Annotated in this window: 22 protein-coding genes; 16 read left to right on the top strand and 6 right to left on the bottom strand. The window is 44.7% G+C overall.

All coding sequences use genetic code 11. The annotated features are described in order from the left end of the window. The first annotated feature begins 2 nt into the window (after window positions 1-2). From rplF to ABK01_RS00345, 14 genes are all read left to right on the top strand, one after another. Window positions 3-545 (top strand): 50S ribosomal protein L6, encoded by a 543-nt coding sequence (gene rplF, locus ABK01_RS00410; protein WP_212565610.1) that lies wholly within the window; start codon window positions 3-5, stop codon window positions 543-545. A gap of 11 nt (window positions 546-556) precedes the next feature. Beyond that, entirely contained in the window at window positions 557-919 is a 363-nt protein-coding gene (gene rplR, locus ABK01_RS00405; protein ID WP_016522587.1) for a 50S ribosomal protein L18, read from the top strand. An 8-nt stretch (window positions 920-927) separates the two neighbouring features. Further along, the gene (rpsE, locus tag ABK01_RS00400) at window positions 928-1,449 is read left to right on the top strand and encodes a 30S ribosomal protein S5 (RefSeq protein ID WP_212565609.1); all 522 of its coding nucleotides are present in this window, start codon (window positions 928-930) and stop codon (window positions 1,447-1,449) included. 3 nt (window positions 1,450-1,452) lie between these two features. After that, entirely contained in the window at window positions 1,453-1,638 is a 186-nt protein-coding gene (gene rpmD / locus ABK01_RS00395) for a 50S ribosomal protein L30 (protein ID WP_006188388.1), read from the top strand. Beyond that, window positions 1,638-2,090, top strand: coding sequence for a 50S ribosomal protein L15 (gene rplO, locus ABK01_RS00390; RefSeq protein ID WP_253675807.1), 453 nt, complete (start codon window positions 1,638-1,640; stop codon window positions 2,088-2,090). The genes rpmD and rplO overlap by 1 nt, the downstream gene beginning before the upstream one ends. A gap of 17 nt (window positions 2,091-2,107) precedes the next feature. After that, complete coding sequence (secY, locus tag ABK01_RS00385) at window positions 2,108-3,427, top strand: preprotein translocase subunit SecY (RefSeq protein ID WP_212565608.1); 1,320 nt, start codon at window positions 2,108-2,110, stop codon at window positions 3,425-3,427. A gap of 196 nt (window positions 3,428-3,623) precedes the next feature. Continuing rightward, window positions 3,624-3,737, top strand: coding sequence for a 50S ribosomal protein L36 (rpmJ, locus tag ABK01_RS00380; RefSeq protein WP_002672206.1), 114 nt, complete (start codon window positions 3,624-3,626; stop codon window positions 3,735-3,737). A gap of 16 nt (window positions 3,738-3,753) precedes the next feature. Continuing rightward, window positions 3,754-4,119 (top strand): 30S ribosomal protein S13, encoded by a 366-nt coding sequence (gene rpsM, locus ABK01_RS00375; protein ID WP_016519026.1) that lies wholly within the window; start codon window positions 3,754-3,756, stop codon window positions 4,117-4,119. A 16-nt stretch (window positions 4,120-4,135) separates the two neighbouring features. Continuing rightward, window positions 4,136-4,519, top strand: coding sequence for a 30S ribosomal protein S11 (gene rpsK / locus ABK01_RS00370; RefSeq protein WP_006188392.1), 384 nt, complete (start codon window positions 4,136-4,138; stop codon window positions 4,517-4,519). A gap of 15 nt (window positions 4,520-4,534) precedes the next feature. Continuing rightward, on the top strand, window positions 4,535-5,590 hold the full coding sequence (locus tag ABK01_RS00365) for a DNA-directed RNA polymerase subunit alpha (protein ID WP_212565607.1): 1,056 nt from the start codon (window positions 4,535-4,537) through the stop codon (window positions 5,588-5,590). Then, on the top strand, window positions 5,580-6,023 hold the full coding sequence (gene rplQ, locus ABK01_RS00360) for a 50S ribosomal protein L17 (protein WP_162664393.1): 444 nt from the start codon (window positions 5,580-5,582) through the stop codon (window positions 6,021-6,023). Before ABK01_RS00365 ends, rplQ begins: the two co-directional genes overlap by 11 nt. Window positions 6,024-6,026: 3 nt before the next feature. Next, window positions 6,027-6,215 (top strand): hypothetical protein, encoded by a 189-nt coding sequence (locus ABK01_RS00355; protein ID WP_006188395.1) that lies wholly within the window; start codon window positions 6,027-6,029, stop codon window positions 6,213-6,215. An 89-nt stretch (window positions 6,216-6,304) separates the two neighbouring features. Next, the gene (locus tag ABK01_RS00350) at window positions 6,305-7,441 is read left to right on the top strand and encodes an SAM-dependent methyltransferase (RefSeq protein WP_253675806.1); all 1,137 of its coding nucleotides are present in this window, start codon (window positions 6,305-6,307) and stop codon (window positions 7,439-7,441) included. Between the two features lie 58 nt (window positions 7,442-7,499). Further along, the gene (locus ABK01_RS00345) at window positions 7,500-7,652 is read left to right on the top strand and encodes a hypothetical protein (protein WP_212566626.1); all 153 of its coding nucleotides are present in this window, start codon (window positions 7,500-7,502) and stop codon (window positions 7,650-7,652) included. 123 nt (window positions 7,653-7,775) lie between these two features. On the opposite strand, the gene ABK01_RS00340 is transcribed toward ABK01_RS00345, so the two are convergent. The 6 genes from ABK01_RS00340 to ABK01_RS00315 form a co-directional block, all read right to left on the bottom strand. After that, window positions 7,776-8,600, bottom strand: coding sequence for an EFR1 family ferrodoxin (locus ABK01_RS00340; protein WP_253675805.1), 825 nt, complete (start codon window positions 8,598-8,600; stop codon window positions 7,776-7,778). Between the two features lie 149 nt (window positions 8,601-8,749). Next, on the bottom strand, window positions 8,750-10,033 hold the full coding sequence (locus ABK01_RS00335) for an NHL repeat-containing protein (RefSeq protein ID WP_253675804.1): 1,284 nt from the start codon (window positions 10,031-10,033) through the stop codon (window positions 8,750-8,752). Window positions 10,034-10,045: 12 nt separating this feature from the next. Further along, window positions 10,046-10,369: a hypothetical protein gene (locus tag ABK01_RS00330; RefSeq protein WP_253675803.1), complete on the bottom strand. Its 324-nt coding sequence runs from the start codon at window positions 10,367-10,369 to the stop codon at window positions 10,046-10,048. Window positions 10,370-10,565: 196 nt separating this feature from the next. Beyond that, window positions 10,566-11,909, bottom strand: a complete 1,344-nt coding sequence (locus tag ABK01_RS00325) for a butyryl-CoA:acetate CoA-transferase (protein ID WP_212565602.1) — start codon at window positions 11,907-11,909, stop codon at window positions 10,566-10,568. Between the two features lie 8 nt (window positions 11,910-11,917). Beyond that, window positions 11,918-12,697: an enoyl-CoA hydratase-related protein gene (locus ABK01_RS00320; protein WP_212565601.1), complete on the bottom strand. Its 780-nt coding sequence runs from the start codon at window positions 12,695-12,697 to the stop codon at window positions 11,918-11,920. Between the two features lie 18 nt (window positions 12,698-12,715). Continuing rightward, on the bottom strand, window positions 12,716-13,555 hold the full coding sequence (locus ABK01_RS00315) for a 3-hydroxyacyl-CoA dehydrogenase family protein (protein WP_212565600.1): 840 nt from the start codon (window positions 13,553-13,555) through the stop codon (window positions 12,716-12,718). 326 nt (window positions 13,556-13,881) lie between these two features. On the opposite strand from ABK01_RS00315, the gene ABK01_RS00310 reads away from it, so the two are divergent. Together ABK01_RS00310 and ABK01_RS00305 are read left to right on the top strand one after the other, a co-directional pair. Beyond that, on the top strand, window positions 13,882-16,602 hold the full coding sequence (locus ABK01_RS00310; RefSeq protein ID WP_253675802.1) for an efflux RND transporter permease subunit: 2,721 nt from the start codon (window positions 13,882-13,884) through the stop codon (window positions 16,600-16,602). 100 nt (window positions 16,603-16,702) lie between these two features. Then, entirely contained in the window at window positions 16,703-17,482 is a 780-nt protein-coding gene (locus tag ABK01_RS00305; protein ID WP_253675801.1) for an outer membrane lipoprotein-sorting protein, read from the top strand. Window positions 17,483-17,491: the final 9 nt, after the last annotated feature.

Below are 17,491 nucleotides of genomic sequence, written 5' to 3'. Positions count from 1 at the left end.
CTGTGTCAAGAATTGGAAAACTTCCGGTGGCTGTTCCTGCCGGAGTAAAAATCAATATTGCCGATGGTGCGTTGACCGTTGAAGGCCCCAAGGGGAAACTTTCCCGTACCTATAATTCGCTGGTACAGGTAAAGCTTGAAAACTCTGAGGTTTCCGTAACGCGGGTGAACGATACCAAAGAAGCCCGCTCGTTTCACGGTCTGTATCGGAATTTAATTCACAATATGGTCGTGGGCGTCAGTCAGGGCTTTTCTAAAACCTTGGTCGTTAACGGCGTCGGTTACCGTGCCGAAGTGCAGGGTAAACTGTTGGTAATGGCTTTGGGTTATTCAAACGATTTTATCGCATTGATCCCCGAAGGCATTGAAGTAAAGGTTGAACCGCAGGGAAATAAAATTATTATCTCCGGTATTGATAAGGAAAAAGTCGGCGAATTTGCAGCGCAGATCCGTAAACTCAGATTACCCGAACCCTACAAGGGAAAGGGTATCCGTTATGAAACCGAAGTCATTAAGCGCAAAGTCGGTAAGACCGGTGTTAAATAAGGATAGGTACTATGTTTAAAAAGCGAATCGAGAAAGATAGAAAGAGATTTAAGCGTAAAGTTCATATCCGTAAACGGATTTATGGAACAGCTGAACGTCCGCGTATGACTGTGTTCCGCAGTAATAAGAATATTTCGGTGCAGGTTATCGATGATGATGCACGCATTACCATCGCTTCAGTTTCAACGCTTGAAAAAGATTTTAAGCCGTTGAAGGCAAACACTGAATCAGGGGCAAAGATTGGGGAAGAACTCGGTCGCCGCCTTAAGGAAAAGAATATTACGACGGTTGTTTTTGATCGGAACGGTTATCTGTATCACGGAGTGGTGCAGGCAGTTGCAGACGGTGCCCGGAAAGCGGGAATAAATTTCTAGGAGCGGATATGGATCGTCAGAAAGATTTTAACAGAGACAGTTCGCATCGCGAGAAGGAACTGGTAGAAAAGCTGGTTAAGTTAAACCGGACTGCAAAGGTTGTAAAGGGCGGCCGCCGTTTCTCTTTTTCCGCTTTAACGGTTGTCGGTGATCAGAATGGACACGTGGGATACGGCTTTGGCAAGGCGAATGATGTAAGCCAGGCCATTAAGAAGAGCATTGAAAAGGCGAAAGCCAATATGATTTATATCCCGCTGAAAAACGGTACTATTCCGCATGAAGTGCAGGCTAAGTTCAAGGGTTCTTCGGTATTGCTTCGCCCTGCTCGTTCCGGTACGGGAATTATTGCAGGCGGTACTATTCGTGCAATTATGGAAGCAGCCGGAGCAGCGAATGTTCTTTCAAAATCCTTGGGGTCAAACTCCGCAGTAAATGTGGTGCGGGCGACTTTCGAGGCTGCATCGGGATTAATGGATGCTAAAACGATTGCTAAGAACCGCGGAAAGTCTATTACGGATGTCTGGGGGTAAACTATGGCAAAGAAAATTCGGATTACGTTAGTTAAAAGTACCATTGGACAAAAAAAGCCGGTTCGCGCGACCGTCCGTTCCTTGGGGCTTGGAAAATTGCATTCCGTAGTTGAGCACTCCGCTTCTCCCGCCATCTTAGGTATGGTACGGGCGGTTTCTCACTTAGTTGAAACAGAGGAGCTTGATTAATGTCTGATTTTATATTGAATGCGCCGAAAGGGGCAAATAAGAAAAAGCGCATTGTCGGCCGCGGTTCTTCATCCGGTCGTGGAACGACAGCCGGTAAGGGAAACAAAGGCCAGAATGCGCGCTCCGGCGGTAAAACCTATATCGGTTTTGAAGGCGGACAAATGCCGTTGTATCGCCGCGTTGCGAAAAAAGGCTTTTCCAACTATCCCTTTAAGGAAACCTATTCGATTGTAAATTTATTTATGATTGATGAAAAATATTCCGATGGGGAAACCGTTAATAAAGAAACGCTGAAAGAAAAGGGGCTGCTGAAAAAGCAAACGGCTTTGGTAAAAGTGCTCGCTTCCGGCGATATTACAAAAAAGTTGACGGTTGATGTAGATAAAGTTTCCGCACAGGCGCAAGCAAAGATTGAAAAAGTCGGCGGGACAGTCGTTAAACAGAACGGCTAGGTAGGCGGGCTTCATACATGGCTAACAATGCACTTGTAAATGTATTTCGGATAAAAGAATTACGCGACCGCATCCTGTTTACGATTGGAATTTTGATTGTATTCCGCTTGGGATCGGTACTTACTATTCCCGGTATTGATCCCCACGCCTTATCGGCATATTTTCAATCGCAGGTACGGGGAAATGCTTTTGTCGATTATATGGACTTCTTTGTCGGCGGGGCGTTCTCCAACTTTTCCGTATTCATGCTTGGCGTTATGCCGTATATCTCAACTCAAATTTTGATGCAGCTTGCGTTGTTCGTATTTCCGAGTTTGAAAAAGATTGCGGAAGATGACGGCGGCCGGAAAAAGATACAGGTATGGACGCGAATCCTTACCGTGTTTGTCGCGTTGATTCAATCGTATGCGGTAACTTTCTATGCCTATTCGATACCCGGCGCTATCGTGCTTCAAAGCCGGTTTATGTACATCTTTGTTACGATGCTTACCGTAACGACGGGTACTATGATAACGGTTTGGTTGGGCGAGCAGATTACGGCGCGCGGTATCGGAAACGGTATTTCGATGATTATCTTTGCGGGTATTATTGTCCGGTTACCCCATGCCGTTTCGCAGATGATCCGGCTGGTGCGGCTCGGAGAATTGAACCTCGTTTTTGTCGTTATCGCGTTGATTATGTTTGTCGGTATTATCGTACTGGTTGTTTATGAGCAGCAAGGGCAACGGAAGATACCGGTGCACTATGCGAAGCGGGTTGTCGGACGGAAAATGTATGGCGGTCAAAACACCTACATTCCGTTTAAGATCAATCCGTCGGGTGTTATTCCGATCATCTTTGCCTCATCGTTTTTGACGTTCCCGATTTCGATTGCGACAACGATAGGACCGAATGTTCGCTGGCTGAACAGTCTTGCTCATTTCTTGCGCCCGAACGGTTTGTGGTACAATATTTTCTATTTGATCCTTATTGTGTTTTTTGCATATTTTTATACACAGATTTCGTTAAACCCCACAGAAATTGCAAAGCAGATAAGGGAAAACGGAGGCTCTATTCCCGGAATTAGAACCGATAAAACCGAGGAATACTTGCAGCGGATTTTAAACCGGCTGATTTTACCCGGTTCGTTGTATTTGGCGCTGATTGCTGTCTTGCCGACTGTAATACAGACCATTTTCGGCTTCCCTCAATCGATTTCGATGCTGATGGGCGGTACCTCGCTTCTCATCTTGGTTGGCGTTGATCTTGATACGATGAGTCAAATCGAAGCGCAGCTTAAAATGCACCATCACGAGGGGTTGGTAAAACGAGGAAAGCTCAGATCACGGAATCTGTAGTATTTCGGGAAAGGTTATTCTTTTGTTAAGGAGTGTAAAATAAAAGCCGTATAAATAGCACGGCTTTTATTTACCCAAGTTTGCTCGATCGCAAACTTGTATATCATCTGCACGTTCTCACTTCGTTACGAACGTGCGTAAAAAGTCAATCGAAAGTTGATACTTTCTTCTTGACTTTTTATGGGAGAAAAACAATATGAAAGTAAGAACCAGCGTAAAGCCTATTTGCGATAAATGTAAGGTTATTAAACGCAATGGAATTGTGCGGATTATCTGCACTAATCCCAAACACAAGCAGCGCCAAGGCTAATGGAGGAAACTGAAGAATGGCTCGTATTTCTGGGGTCGACCTCCCCAATAAACATGTTAATATCGCGTTGACGTATATCTATGGAATATCTCACTCATCTGCAAAAGCAATTTGCGAAAAGTCGAAAATTGATCCGATGCGGATGATCAACGATTTAAATCAAGATGAACTTGCCGCTATCCGTGCCGTTATCGATCAGGATTACAAGGTTGAAGGTCGGCTTCGCACCGAAGTTGCCTTAAACATCAAACGCTTGATGGATATCGGTTGCTATCGCGGTCTTCGGCATCGAAAGGGTTTGCCCGTCCGCGGACAACGTACAAGAACCAATTCCCGTACTCGCAAAGGTAAGAAGAAGACCGTTGCAGGTAAGAAGAAGTAATTTTGGAGGATAAGCTGTGGCTACAACTGCAAAAAAACGAAAAGAAAAGAAAAGCGTATATGAAGGAAATGTCTATATTCAGGCAACCTTTAATAATACCATTATTACCATAACCGATTTGAAGGGCAATGCGCTGTCTTGGGCATCCTCCGGCGGTCTGGGATTTAACGGTGCGAAAAAATCCACCCCCTTTGCTGCACAGACAGTCGCGGAAACGGCTGTACAGCGTGTTCAGCAGTATGGATTACGGGAAGTTCACGTATTTGTGAAGGGACCCGGTGTCGGCCGCGAATCCGCAATTAGAACACTTGGCGTTATGGGGTTAAAAGTTCGCTCTATTAATGACGTAACCCCTATTCCGCATAACGGTTGCCGTCCCCGCAAGACCCGCCGCATCTAATAAAAAGGAGTTTAAATGGCTCGTAAAAATCTTTTGAAAGGATTCAAAAAACCAAAAGGTCTGGAATTTGCGGCAGATGTCTCGAATGACAGCTATGGTAAGTTTACGGCGTCTCCCTTTGAAACAGGCTTCGGTACAACGATCGGCAATTGTTTGCGGCGTGTTTTGTTGTCTTCGATACAAGGGTATGCTATTTCCGCTGTAAAGATTACCTCTTACGGTGATGATGATGTTCCGCATGGTATCTCAAGCGAGTTTGAAGCAATTCCAAACGTAACCGAAGACACGATGGAAGTTTTGAATAACCTGAAACAAATGCGGCTGCGGCTCCCGAATGAGATTGAGCAAGATGTCTTTTTGTTTGATTTTAAAGGTCCCTGCTCTGTTAGTGCAGCCGATTTTGCAAAACCCGGTCAACTTGAAATTTTATCCGGCGATCTCCATATTATGGAGTTGATGGAAAATGCTCATATTGAGATAGAGGTTCAGGTTGATTTCGGCCGCGGTTATGTACCGGCAGAAACGAATGAAAAATACGTTGAAGTGGTCGGAACAATTTCGTTGGATACCATCTTTAGCCCGGTTCGGAAAGTCAGCTATGAAATTCAGCCGTGTAGAGTAGGGCAGCGCAACGATTATGACAAGCTTGTACTTGAAATCTGGACGGACGGTACGATACGGCCTGAAGACGCTTTAGCGGAAGCTGCAAAAATCGCGAAAGAACATTTTACCGTTTTTGTCAATTTCAACGAAAATGAATTGCTCGGTGATGATGAAGCCGATGAAAGCGATGAAATGATAAAGCAGTTGCTTGACACACCGATCACCGAGCTTGATCTTTCCGTGCGGGCTTCCAATTGTTTGAAAAACGCAAACGTTTCAACAATCCGCGATTTGACAATGATGACCGAGGATGAGATTTCGAAAACTCGAAATGTCGGAAAGAAGAGTTTGCAGGAAATACAAGAAAAGTTGGCGGAACGTAATTTGAGTTTGGGTATGACTGATTACAGTCATTTAAAGAATTCGATCAAGTTATCGAGACAAAAGGAAGAAACAGATGAAGCATAAAAACGGCTTTAATCCGCTTTCACGTACCAGTGCACATCGCCGCGCATTGCATCGTAACATGGTTACATCACTGTTTAAGTACGAGCGGATTACTACGACAAAACAAAAGGCGATGGAGATTCGGAGAACCGCAGAAAAGCTTATTACCCGTGCTAAGGTCGATTCAGTACATAATCGGCGGCAGGCTGCAACCTATATTTGGGATGAGGCAATCTTGAATAAATTGTTTACCGACATCGGTCCGCGCATGAAGGATCGGAACGGCGGATATACTCGCGTACTTAAATTAGGGTTGCGTGAGGGTGATGCCGCACAGGTCGCAATTTTAGAGCTGGTTGACTATACGCTCGATAAGAGCACGAAGAAGTCGGCAGATGCAAAGAAAGACGGTGCAGACAAGGGCGCTGCAAAGTCAAAGGCAGCGGAGGGCTAAACTATGTCGAAAGCACATCGCGGAAAGGGAATTAAAAGCGTTCCCAATCATGGGCGGGGAACCTGCCCCGTAACCGGACAGACCGGAGTTAAGCTCTTGTATGAGCAGGAAATTGACGGAAAGAAAGTCAATATCTCTAAAGTCGGCCGTGCAATGCTGAAAAACAAGAAGGCCGCCGAAGCTAAGGCGTAAATAACGCTACGCTCTGAATAAAAACGCTCGCTCTGCCGAGCGTTTTTTTATGCCCTATTGTTTTTACCGATACAAAAGAAAACACTATTATGATAATTAATTTGTGTAAAATTGCCGCTGCAAAACCTTATGGGACTATTTGTAAATTAGCCGGTAAGGCATGGATACCGGTGAAAGGTTTTGAATCGCATTTGGATGAAGAATTGGCTTTGCAGACGGGCGGCGCTCTTGAGCATATATGGCGCTTTTCTTCTGCTTCTGAAAGCTTGACTGATTTTAAGTTAAATGATAGGGCAGTTCAATCAAGCAAGCTTGTGTACTGTGAAGATATACGGCAGGAAGTATTTTGGAAGCAGCTGTGTTGGGAAGAACCGTTTGTGGTGCGGTTCCGCAGTATCGGGGAGGCGGCGAAGCTGTTGCGGGGGATTCAGCGGAATTGGGCGCACTATCCGCTTAGCTGTTTTAGGCGGGCGGAACTGATCGGAGAAAAACTGCCGTATATCAGCAAAAAAGAAAAAACGTTTCCTTATACCGTGTCGCTTGCCGGTATGGGGGTGTGGTCGCTGTTGGATGAACATACGCTGGTTGCATCTGCAAAAACATCTTCCCCGTTTCCGCTCGGTGTTATCCGCTTTACCGAAGATCATCAAAATCCGCCGAGCCGCGCCTATCTTAAATTATGGGAAGCCTTAACCCTGTTAGACTTTTACTATCGGTGTGCTGCAGAGCAAAAGGGAGAGGCTGTTTCATCGGTAATACCGGTAGACTGGGCATTACCTCAGCGCGGCTCCCATTGTGTGGATGCGGGGGCCTGTCCCGGCGGTTGGACATGGGCGCTGAATAATCTGGGGGCAGAGATAACTGCTATCGACCGAAGCCCGCTGGCGGATTTTTTGATGCGTGAACCGCGGATTACCTTTATGCAGCATGACGCATTTACATTAACTCCCGAAAGTCTCGGTAAACAGGATTGGGTGTGTTCCGATGTTATCTGTTATCCGCCTCGCTTACTGGAATGGGTTGAGCGGTGGCGGGCAAGCGGCCTTTGTTCAAAATTCATCTGTACAATCAAAATGCAGGGGGCTCCCGATTTCGATACCATCCGCCGCTTTGCGGAAATTCCTCACTCAAAAATCGCTCATCTTACTGCAAATAAACACGAACTGACGTGGCTATGCGCTCCGTTTATCGATGGGGTAGGGGAAGCCGCATTAAATAATGGGTAATGCGATAATTGTAAATTATTCTATAAATTGCAAGAGGTATTGCCGTACAGAGAGCAGAATGGCTTTTGCCGATGGTAGAGCGCAAGGAATATCGCAAGGTTCTCGCCAAGCAAAGCTCGAAACAGCTAAGCTATTAAAACAGCTTGGTGATTCTGTACAGAAGATAATGCAGGTTACCGGATTAAGCAAAGCGGATGTGGAAGGAGCCTAAAAACGAAGCTTTCTCTATTTTATAGAGCACCATATTCCGCTTGGGAATACCGAGGAGCGCATTTATTCAGCACTTCCCCTTACATTTTCCGATATTGTCTATAATTACAAATTCGTCCGGTATTTACGCAAAAAATTCCGAAGCCGCCGGGCGCGTATAGTTTTGTTCCAGCATAGCTTTATGCGCCAGGAACAGCGGGTCGTCGAATGATTTTGCTTTTGTGCGGCAATGCACAATACAGGCTTGGCACTTTATGCAGATGCCGGGGACTAACGAAACATCATTTTTGTCGATAGAACCCATCGGGCATACGGCCGCGCAAACGCCGCAGTTGTCGCATTGCGCCTTATCGGTAACCGGTTTTGCCTTTAAAAAATTGACCGGCTTTCCGTCGGTTCCGAGCGGCACATAATAGGCGGTGAGCGCCTCGTTTCTTTTTATCGAAGTATTGGAGAGCGGCTGGCCTGATTGTTGAAGTTTTTCAAAAACGGTATCGGCAAAAGCGGCTATATGTTCCTCATCGGCAGCATCCGGCCGTCCAATGCCTACCTCGGCAAAAGCGTGTCGGCATACGACTGCGCCGGCAGCGATTACCGAAAAATTATTTTTTTCCAATTCCATGTGAAGCTCGCTCAAGGAATTGTCAAAACTGCGGTTTCCAAAGGTAACCACCGCTATTGCGCGTGTTTGCTCCCCTTTAAATAGGGTTTGCACAAAGGGCAGTACCTTATTCGGAATGCGCCCTGCATACGTCGGCACGCCGAAAATGACCAAATCTTCAGACGAATACGTTCTGGTATCGGCATGAGCCGCCGGCAGCGTAAAGTCATCCGATTCAACCGGCACGGAAAGTTTTTGCGCCAACCGACCGGCAATCAATTCGACTACCCGCTTGGTATTGCCGGTAGGACTAAAAAAAACCGTTTTTATGTTTTTAATTGATTGCATACTCTTTATCCTTTTTTGAAAAATTGCGTAAAGTTTTTAGCAATCATCCCCCGGCGCAGAGCATCGGAGAATGAACCCCTCTGCATGCATAACGCTTCATGCAGAGGGAATACTTCCTATCGAGAAAACTCGCTCTTCATATATCGCTATCAGTTTTCAGGCTCCAGTTCAATACGAGAACCGTCATGGGAATATTTATATGCTTTTCCGTTTGCATGTTCAAGCATATAAATTTGAGGGGGAGTTTTAAAATGCCATGTAAGGGTTGCTTCATCCTGCTCATACACATCCCTGCAAAACCATGTTTTTCCAGCTTTCGTTGTCTGGTATAGTTGGTTTCCACGAGCCAATCGGATACGCTTCAGTTGCCCGCCGCCCTCTATTGGATAAGCTCCTATTTCAAGCCCGGTAAAAGACGCCTCACCCGGAACATCACACAGTATTCTTCCCGTAATAAAAATATTCGTATCATTTTCAACCACATTAAATATTGAACGTGCATCAGGTTTACTGTAAATAATATGTGTATATTCAAGTTTTACCGGATTCAAACTATTCACCTTGTATAACAGCCGATGACATGTTTCACCACCTACTACATTTACCTTGCAATAGACATTTTTTGCATCGGCATACTGATTCGTCAATTCAAGCGATGTTATAAACTCTTCCGGAACAGGGGTTATCTTGTTATCACTAAAGAAACCGGCGGGGAAAACAGCATGGTACGGTATTTCTTGTACATATTCCTCATTGTCTGCACTGAGATTCACAAGCCAGTACACTCCTTTATTTTCCTTAGCGGGATAAAGGTCTTTATGTGAATCTGCTAATAACTGATATTTACCCTCTCTGTAATGCATTCGGTTCACACCAGTTATCTCAATATCTTCCGTGGTAATATTACACTTTTTTACGATTGTTCCGCTTTGGTCAAGACGGCGAATTGCACACCCAATACCCCGGGCGCTATACGTTGCAATCCATAACGCTCCTTTTCCTCCTTCAGTATCATTAAAAGCAATAACTGTTTCGGGATGGCAGTCAAGATCGATAAAAGACATTTTTCCGCTGGCAGGATCAAGACGGGCAATATGATTACCGATATTGGCTGAACAAATCCAAATACTACCGTGAAACTCCGCAATACCGGTAATCCATAAATCCGCATAGAACTTTTTTTTATCGTCTTTCACAAATAATTCATACACCTTTATCAGTTTTCCGCTTGCGCTGTCCCACACCTGTACCTGCGGTAAGTAATTACTCGCAGAAAGGATATACGAATCTTTCCATTCAAGAGGGCCGTAATCTATCTTTGTAAAAATTTTTTCATAATCTTCGGGTCCTGCCATCCTGTACATGGGACATGAAAGCAAGACGGCAGTAAGACAAACTATGCATAATGCAAAAGTTATTGTCTTTTGTTTCATCGCTCCCTCACTTCAATCAAATCTCCGGTAGCCGCATAGGTTTGCCATGTATAAGTCTTTGACCACCATAAATAAATCATTAAGTTTTGCATTAAATCCATAAAACGCAGTCATTTCGCCGAGCAAATCAGTGTTGTTTGTATGAACGGACCGGGCAACAGGAGAGTCATTATCCACTGTTAAATGAGCATCGCACTGAACAACCGCTTTATCAAGATTATCACGAATCATTTGTTTTTCTTCTTCGCTGAGGGATTCCCAAAGACCTGCAAAAAGTTCATCCTCAGGAATTACAGATGCATCAACAAATATCTTAATATATTCTAACACTCCCATATTCTACTGTCAATCTTACGCATAAATACAGGGGAATTCCGCATTATAAGGGCTATAAGAGAATCTATAAAGGCAATCTTCCTGTATTTATAATGCAGCATATCCCTGAGAGCGACAGCCTTAAAGACCGTTGTCTCGTTGCCCTGCCTTAAAGACGGTATCTAAGGCTGTTGAAAGATGGAAGTTCGAAAGCGCCCTACCGTTTATTGGAGCGCTTCCATATATGGAGCTTTTCCGCTTCGGCAATGAGCGAATCTCTAAAATCGGGGTGCGCGACCGAAATCAAGGCTTCTGCCCGCTGCCATGTCGATAAGCCCTTTAAGTTGACCTTTCCGTATTCGGTAACGAACCAATGGACATTGGTTCTTGTGTCCGTAACAACGGAACCCGGCGCAAGCGTCGGCCGGATACGGGAGGTAAGCGCCCCTGTTTTATCCTTAAAGGTGGACGAACAGCAGATAAAGCTTTTTCCACCCTTGGATAGATAGGCGCCCAATACGAAGTCGAGCTGGCCCCCCGCTCCTGAAATATGCTTGGTTCCCGACGTTTCGGCATTCACTTGACCGAATAGGTCGATATCCACTGCATTGTTGATAGACATAAAGTTATCGATTTGAGCAATCACCCGCGCATCATTCGTGTAAGAGACCGGTGCCCCCATACATGCCGGATTGTTGTGCACATAATCGTAGAGCTTTTTTGTTCCTGCGGCAAAGGCAAATACCTGCCGACCCGAATCAATCGCCTTCTTTGCGCCGGTTATTTTTCCGGCTTTGGCAATATCGACAAAGGCATCAACATACATTTCCGTGTGTACGCCGAGGTCTTTTAAGTCGGACTTTGCGATCATCGCGCCGAGCGTATTAGGCATCCCGCCGATACCGAGCTGCAAACATGCTCCGTTCGGAATTTCTTCGATGATGAGCTTTGCGACAGCCTTGTCTACGTCGGTCGGTTCACCCTTATCGACGAGTTCGTCTATCGGCGGATTATTCCCTTCGATAATCATATCAACATTGGAAATGTGAATCTTATCATCTACCCCGTTTACGCAGTTCGGCATATTGGTATTGACTTCCACAATGACGATATCCGCACAATCCGTAACCGCTTTGAGGTGCGAGGCGTTCAATCCGAAATTGAAAAAACCATCCTTGTCCATCGGCGTTGTTTGGAAAATCGATACGTTAAGGCGCTTAATATTTTCGTAATACCAGCGCGGTAATTCCGAATAGCGGAGCGGAATATAATAGCCGAATCCGCCTGTAATGGTTTTACGCTCATAGCCGGACATGTGCCAAGAATTCCACGTAAGATGAGCCGCCGGATCTTTTATTTTAAAAATTTCCGGCTCCCGTAATAGGACACCGCCTCTGATGTGGATGTGTTCAAGTTCGGGCAACCGCGCTGCAAATGCCTTATCGAAAGCTACAGGGGTATTATTTCCCCATCCATAATCGAGCCAATCACCCGACTTAACTACCTGCGCTGCTTTTTCCGCTGTGGTCAACTTTTGTTTGTATAACGAATGATAATCCATGACTATTCCTAACGATTATTGAATTTTTCAACCTTTTCTTTTTTGACAAAAGCGTTCATAGCCATTTTTTGATCTTCCGTTGCGAAACACTGCGCAAATTCTTCCGTTTCGATGGCGATTGCTTTATCAATGCTTACCTGCAAGCCTCTGTTGATAGTTTCTTTTGCCTTTTTAATAGCAAAGGGCGCTTTTTGGCAAATGGTCTGTGCCATAGCAAGAGTTTCCTGCATTAAAGCTTCCGGCTTTGTTACCTTATTGACAAGGCCGATTGCAAGCGCTTCGTCCGCTTTTACGGTACGGCAGGTGTAGATAAGCTCTTTTGCACGTCCCGCGCCGACAAGCCGTGCGAGCCGTTGCGTACCGCCGAATCCCGGCGTAATCCCTAAGCCTGTTTCGGGTTGAGCAAAGCGGGCAGTCTCTGAAGCGATACGGATATCGCAGGCCATTGCAAGCTCACAACCGCCTCCCAGTGCAAAACCGTTCACTGCGGCAATGACGGGGCAGTGGAAATTTTCTATGCGGAAAAATATCCCATCGGCAAACTGTGCGTATTGGGTCGCTTGTTTGGGGTCTTTATCTTTCATTTCTGCGATGTCCGCACCTGCTACAAAGCTTTTTTCACCGGCGCCGGTAAGAATTACCGCGTAAATGTTGTCTACTTTTTCAATCTCATCCAGCGCCTGATTAAGGTCAGTCAACACCTCGGTACTGAGCGCATTTAAAACCTGCGGTTTATTAATGGTAATTGTAGCGATATGCCCGTCTATATGAAATAATACCGTATTCATCTGTATACCTCCGCTTTGTTACTTTGAATAATCGTAAAAGCCTTTTCCGGTTTTGCGTCCGAGTAATCCACCGCGCACCATCTTACGGATAAGCGTACAGCAGCGATATTTGCTGTCGCCCGTTTCGCGGTACAATACGTCCATAATTGCCAACACAACGTCAAGACCGATCAAATCTCCGAGTGCAAGCGGTCCCATCGGATGATTTGCGCCGAGCTGCATTGCCGTATCGATATGTTCTGCAGTCGCGATACCTTCCTGCAGAATAAAAGCTGCTTCGTTAATCATGGGGATCAGTATCCGGTTTACAACAAAACCGGGTCCTTCCTGTACCTCAACGGGTGTTTTTCCCAAACTCTTAGCTGTTTCAATAATGGTGTTTTTTACTTCAACAGGCGTACTGATTCCTGAAATAACTTCTACCAACTTCATTCTATCGGCAGGGTTAAAGAAATGCATCCCGATAACGGGGTGTTTAATGCCCTTGGCAATTTCGGTAACGGACAGAGAAGAGGTGTTTGTTGCAAAAATGGCAGACTCTTTGCAAATACCATCCAATTCGGTAAAAAGCGTTTTTTTAGCTTCGCTGGTTTCCAAGATGGCTTCGATAATTAAATCACTGTCAGCCAAATCTTTGTATACGCCGGTCTTTAAATTCCCTTTTATGGTAGCGACTGCTTCCGCCGTTATTTTGCCTTTCGCGGCCAATTTATCGTAATTTGCTGCGATTTTATCTATTCCCGATTGCGCCCATTCGATTTTTAGATCGCATACCGTAACCTGATACCCGTTTGAAGCAAACGAGGCGGCAATTCCTTGTCCCATCGTGCCTGCACCTACAACACCGATTTTCTTCATAGCATAGCTCCTATACATACCATTTTGTAAAACCTACTGCCCGAAAAAGGTATCTCGGACAGTATCCGCCGGCAACGCCGGTAAAAAATGTCTTATAGACATCTCGAAAAACTTTGTTGTTTTTTCAGGAATGCCTGTCTTTAAAAACAAATATAGCATACCACAAAAGGTACCCAAAATAAAGCCCTGAATTGCGATTGAAATTTTAAGGTTCGCTCACTTCATTTGAAAATGATATTGACGATTACGGATAATTTAGTAGATTTTATAAGAAGGCTCAGAGAAAAAATACAGTAAACAAAAAAACGCATCGGTAGGTTACAAATATGAAATATGGGAAAAATTACGCATATACTGTGATAATGGTTATCGCAGCTATCACCGTGCTTTTCGGTTTTATGATTCCAAAAATCGATATGGATAATGAACTGCGTCACTTTTTCCCGGAAAAGCATCCGTCAAATATAAGGTTCAAGCAACTGACAGCGGATTTCGGCGATCAGTATGCAATGGATATCGTAATTGAAACAAAGGAAGATACGATCCTTCGCTCAGACTATGTTGCCGCCGTCAAAAATATTTCCGAAGAGCTTGCTTTAGTCGATAATGTTGTGAAAGTACGCTCTTTAACCAATATTGAGTTTATCACGGCAAAAGATGGTTCCCTTGTTGTAGAAACCTTGCTCCCCGAACCCTTTTCGGGGACTGCAGCGGAAATTCAGGCGATAAAACAAAAAATCTTTGAATGGCCGCATGCCTATCTCGGTACGATTATTTCCGATAATTTTAAAGGTGTGCAGATTGTCGTAACACTGTCGTCAATTTGTACCCCATCTGAAATCAGTGCGCTTTATAACAATACGGTAGAAATAGTCAAGCGGAATTTGCAAACGCTGAACGGGATGTCTTATAAAATTGCCGGTGATCCGGTACTTGCCGAATATGCAACGCTTTTTATGTATGCCGACTTGCGCAATCTTATTCCGTTAATCACAGTGGTAGTTTTATTCTGTTTGTTTTTATCCTTTAAGAATATTGAAGGAACAATTCTGCCGCTGCTTGCGGTGCTTATCAGTACGGTATGGACAATCGGTACGATGGCTGTCTTGGGAGAGCCGCTAACGATCGTATCAAGCTGTCTACCGGTATTGCTTATTGCCGTCGGTTCCGCTTACGGTATTCACATTGTCAATCATTATTATCAGCATCTTGAAATGCAGCCGCTGATAACTTCGCAGGAATGCCATTGCACCGCCGTTGCCGAATCGCTGAAAGAGATCCGCGCACCGGTATTGCTTGCAGGTATTACAACTATCGCAGGCTTTATATCTACCATCACCAGCCCGATAAAACCGCTAAAATCCTTTGCAACATTTAGCGCCTACGGTATTGTAATCGAATTGGTTGTTGCCTTTCTGCTCATTCCTGCATTGCTGGTACTGAAACCAATAAGGCTTGTACAAAAACAGCAAAATAGGATGAAGATGCATGTGGTAAAACAAACTGCACGACTTGCCGCGTTGGGAATAAAAATAGACGAAAAAGGATTTACCCATAAGATATACCTCTTTTTTAATCGACATCGGACGGGATTTATCATTATGCTGCTTGTCATTATCAGCCTTTCGATATGGGGTATTCATCAGTTAAATATCGAGTCGGCATTTTTGGAATATTTCCCCAAGAATTCTGAAATACGCGAAGGCGTTTCCTATATAGACGACCACTATGTCGGCTCTACGGGATTCAGTTTGCTGATTGACGGTAAAAAGAAAGGCGCGCTCTGCAATCCTGAAATCTTAAAACAAATGGATGATCTTTCCGGCTTCCTCACCGATAATTATGCCGAGATCGGAACGATATTATCATTCTCCGATTTTATCAAGCGGCTTAATCAAGTGATGCATAAAGATATGCTGCCGGAATCTTTCGATGCAGCCGAGGCTGTCGATGAAAATTCACAAGCCACCGAGAGTTTCTTTTCGGACACCGAAAGTTTCTTTACCGATTCCGATGCTGAACAAGACGGCGGAATGACGGATGTGTCTTCACCGGATCGCCTTACGGTGCAGAGTGTATCAAGCGCGGTCTCTGAACCATCTTCTTTTGCAGCACGCTATCGCGGAAAAACACTGACAACCGACGACGTGATGGAGCTTTTTATCGCTGCGTATGCCCAATCGGGAGGAAAGAACGTTACGCTTCCTGATTTTATGACCGCGCTGCAAAAAGAACTAAATTACAACGGAGCTGCTTATGATGAAATTCCCTACGACATTTCAAAATATCCGGTTGCTCATCGTGAGGAATTAAAAAATTTAATCTCACAGTATCTTCTATTGTATTCAGGTTCACTTGACGATCTGGTTGATGAACAGCTGGAGCCGTCAAAGACTCGTATGCAGATAATGATGCGTGTTCACGATACCGGCAAGATAAAAGCGGTTATCAACGCTGCCGAACAGTATGCACAACAACATTTTCCCGAAGGCTACACGTTGGAAGCGTCCGGACTTGGAGAGCTTGAAACCGCAATGACCTCGATGATTATTGATAGTCAGGTGTCGAGTTTGCTACTTGCTATTGTGATTGTGTTCTGTATTTTGTCTCTCTATTACCGTTCTCCGATTGCCGGACTTATCGGTGCGGTTCCGCTTGGTATTTCTATCCTTATGAATTTCGGCATTATGGGATTAGCCGGTATCAATCTTGATATGGTAACCAGTCTGGTAGCTGCGATCGCCATTGGAATCGGTATCGACTATACCGTTCACTTTATGAATAACTACCATAAAGAACGATTGAGAACAGACGATTTAACTGTGGTAACGGTCAATACGTTACAACTTTCGGGAAAGGCTATTATGGTCAATGCCGCATCAGTCGGCTTCGGCTTTGTTGTGTTGTGTTTTTCACGCTTTGTGGTGTTGCGATTTGTCGGATTTTTAGTTGCAGTTGTTATGCTGACCGGATCCGTCGCGGCAATGACGATTTTACCGGTACTGCTCAATATTTTTAAACCACGCTTTATGGCTGTCAACCGATGAACTTCCGTGTCCATCGGTTGATAGCGAATTTTGGCAACGCCAAAATATCGCTTCTGCTATAACCACCGCCATCCGTGGCGGTATTGTATAGGAGGAAAAAATGAAACACTTACTGAAAACAGTTTTGATACCGTTGTTTGCTGCCGGTATCATTGGGACGCTTGTTGCCGAAGACGGTAAAAGTGTCGTACAAAAGTCGCTGGATGTACCGCGTCCGCGTTTTACGCACAGCGCTGTAAAAATGGAATTGATCGATTCAAACAATTCCGTTGACGAACGCATGATCGAAGAATGGGCAAAAGATCCCGGTGATAAAACCGGAGCGGCGTTGATTATATTCCGGCAGCCTGCTTCGGTAAAAGATACGCGATTTTTGCAGATCGTGAATAAAGACCGTGCCAATGATAAATGGATATATATGCCCGCACTGCGCACAACTCGACGCATTGCTTCCTCCGATGGTTCAAAATCCTTTATGGGAACCGATGCGAGCTATGACGATTTAGAAACACGTAAGATTGACGAGGATACACACGAGCTGCTGGGAACCGAAACAGTCGGTGCTTACACCTGTTATAAGATTGAATCGATACCGGTTAACGCAAAGTCAAGCCAGTACCTTAAGCGAATTTCATACATCGATCAAAAAACATCCATACCGATAAAAATTGAAATGTATGATAAAAAAGGTTCGTTGCTGAAAGTTTTGGAAATTGAAAAACTCGAACAACAAGGAGCCTATTGGATTCCTATGCAGGGGAAAATGACGAACGTACAAACGAAGCATACTACTCGCATCACCATTCTCAAGCTCGAATTGGATAAACCGATCAACGATAAAATGTTCACGCAGAATTTTTTAAACACAGGAAAACTGTAATATAATTGG

The sequence above is a fragment of the Treponema sp. OMZ 305 genome (assembly GCF_024181325.1).
Taxonomy (GTDB): Bacteria; Spirochaetota; Spirochaetia; order Treponematales; family Treponemataceae; genus Treponema.
This window is presented reverse-complemented; position numbering and strand designations above follow the sequence as displayed.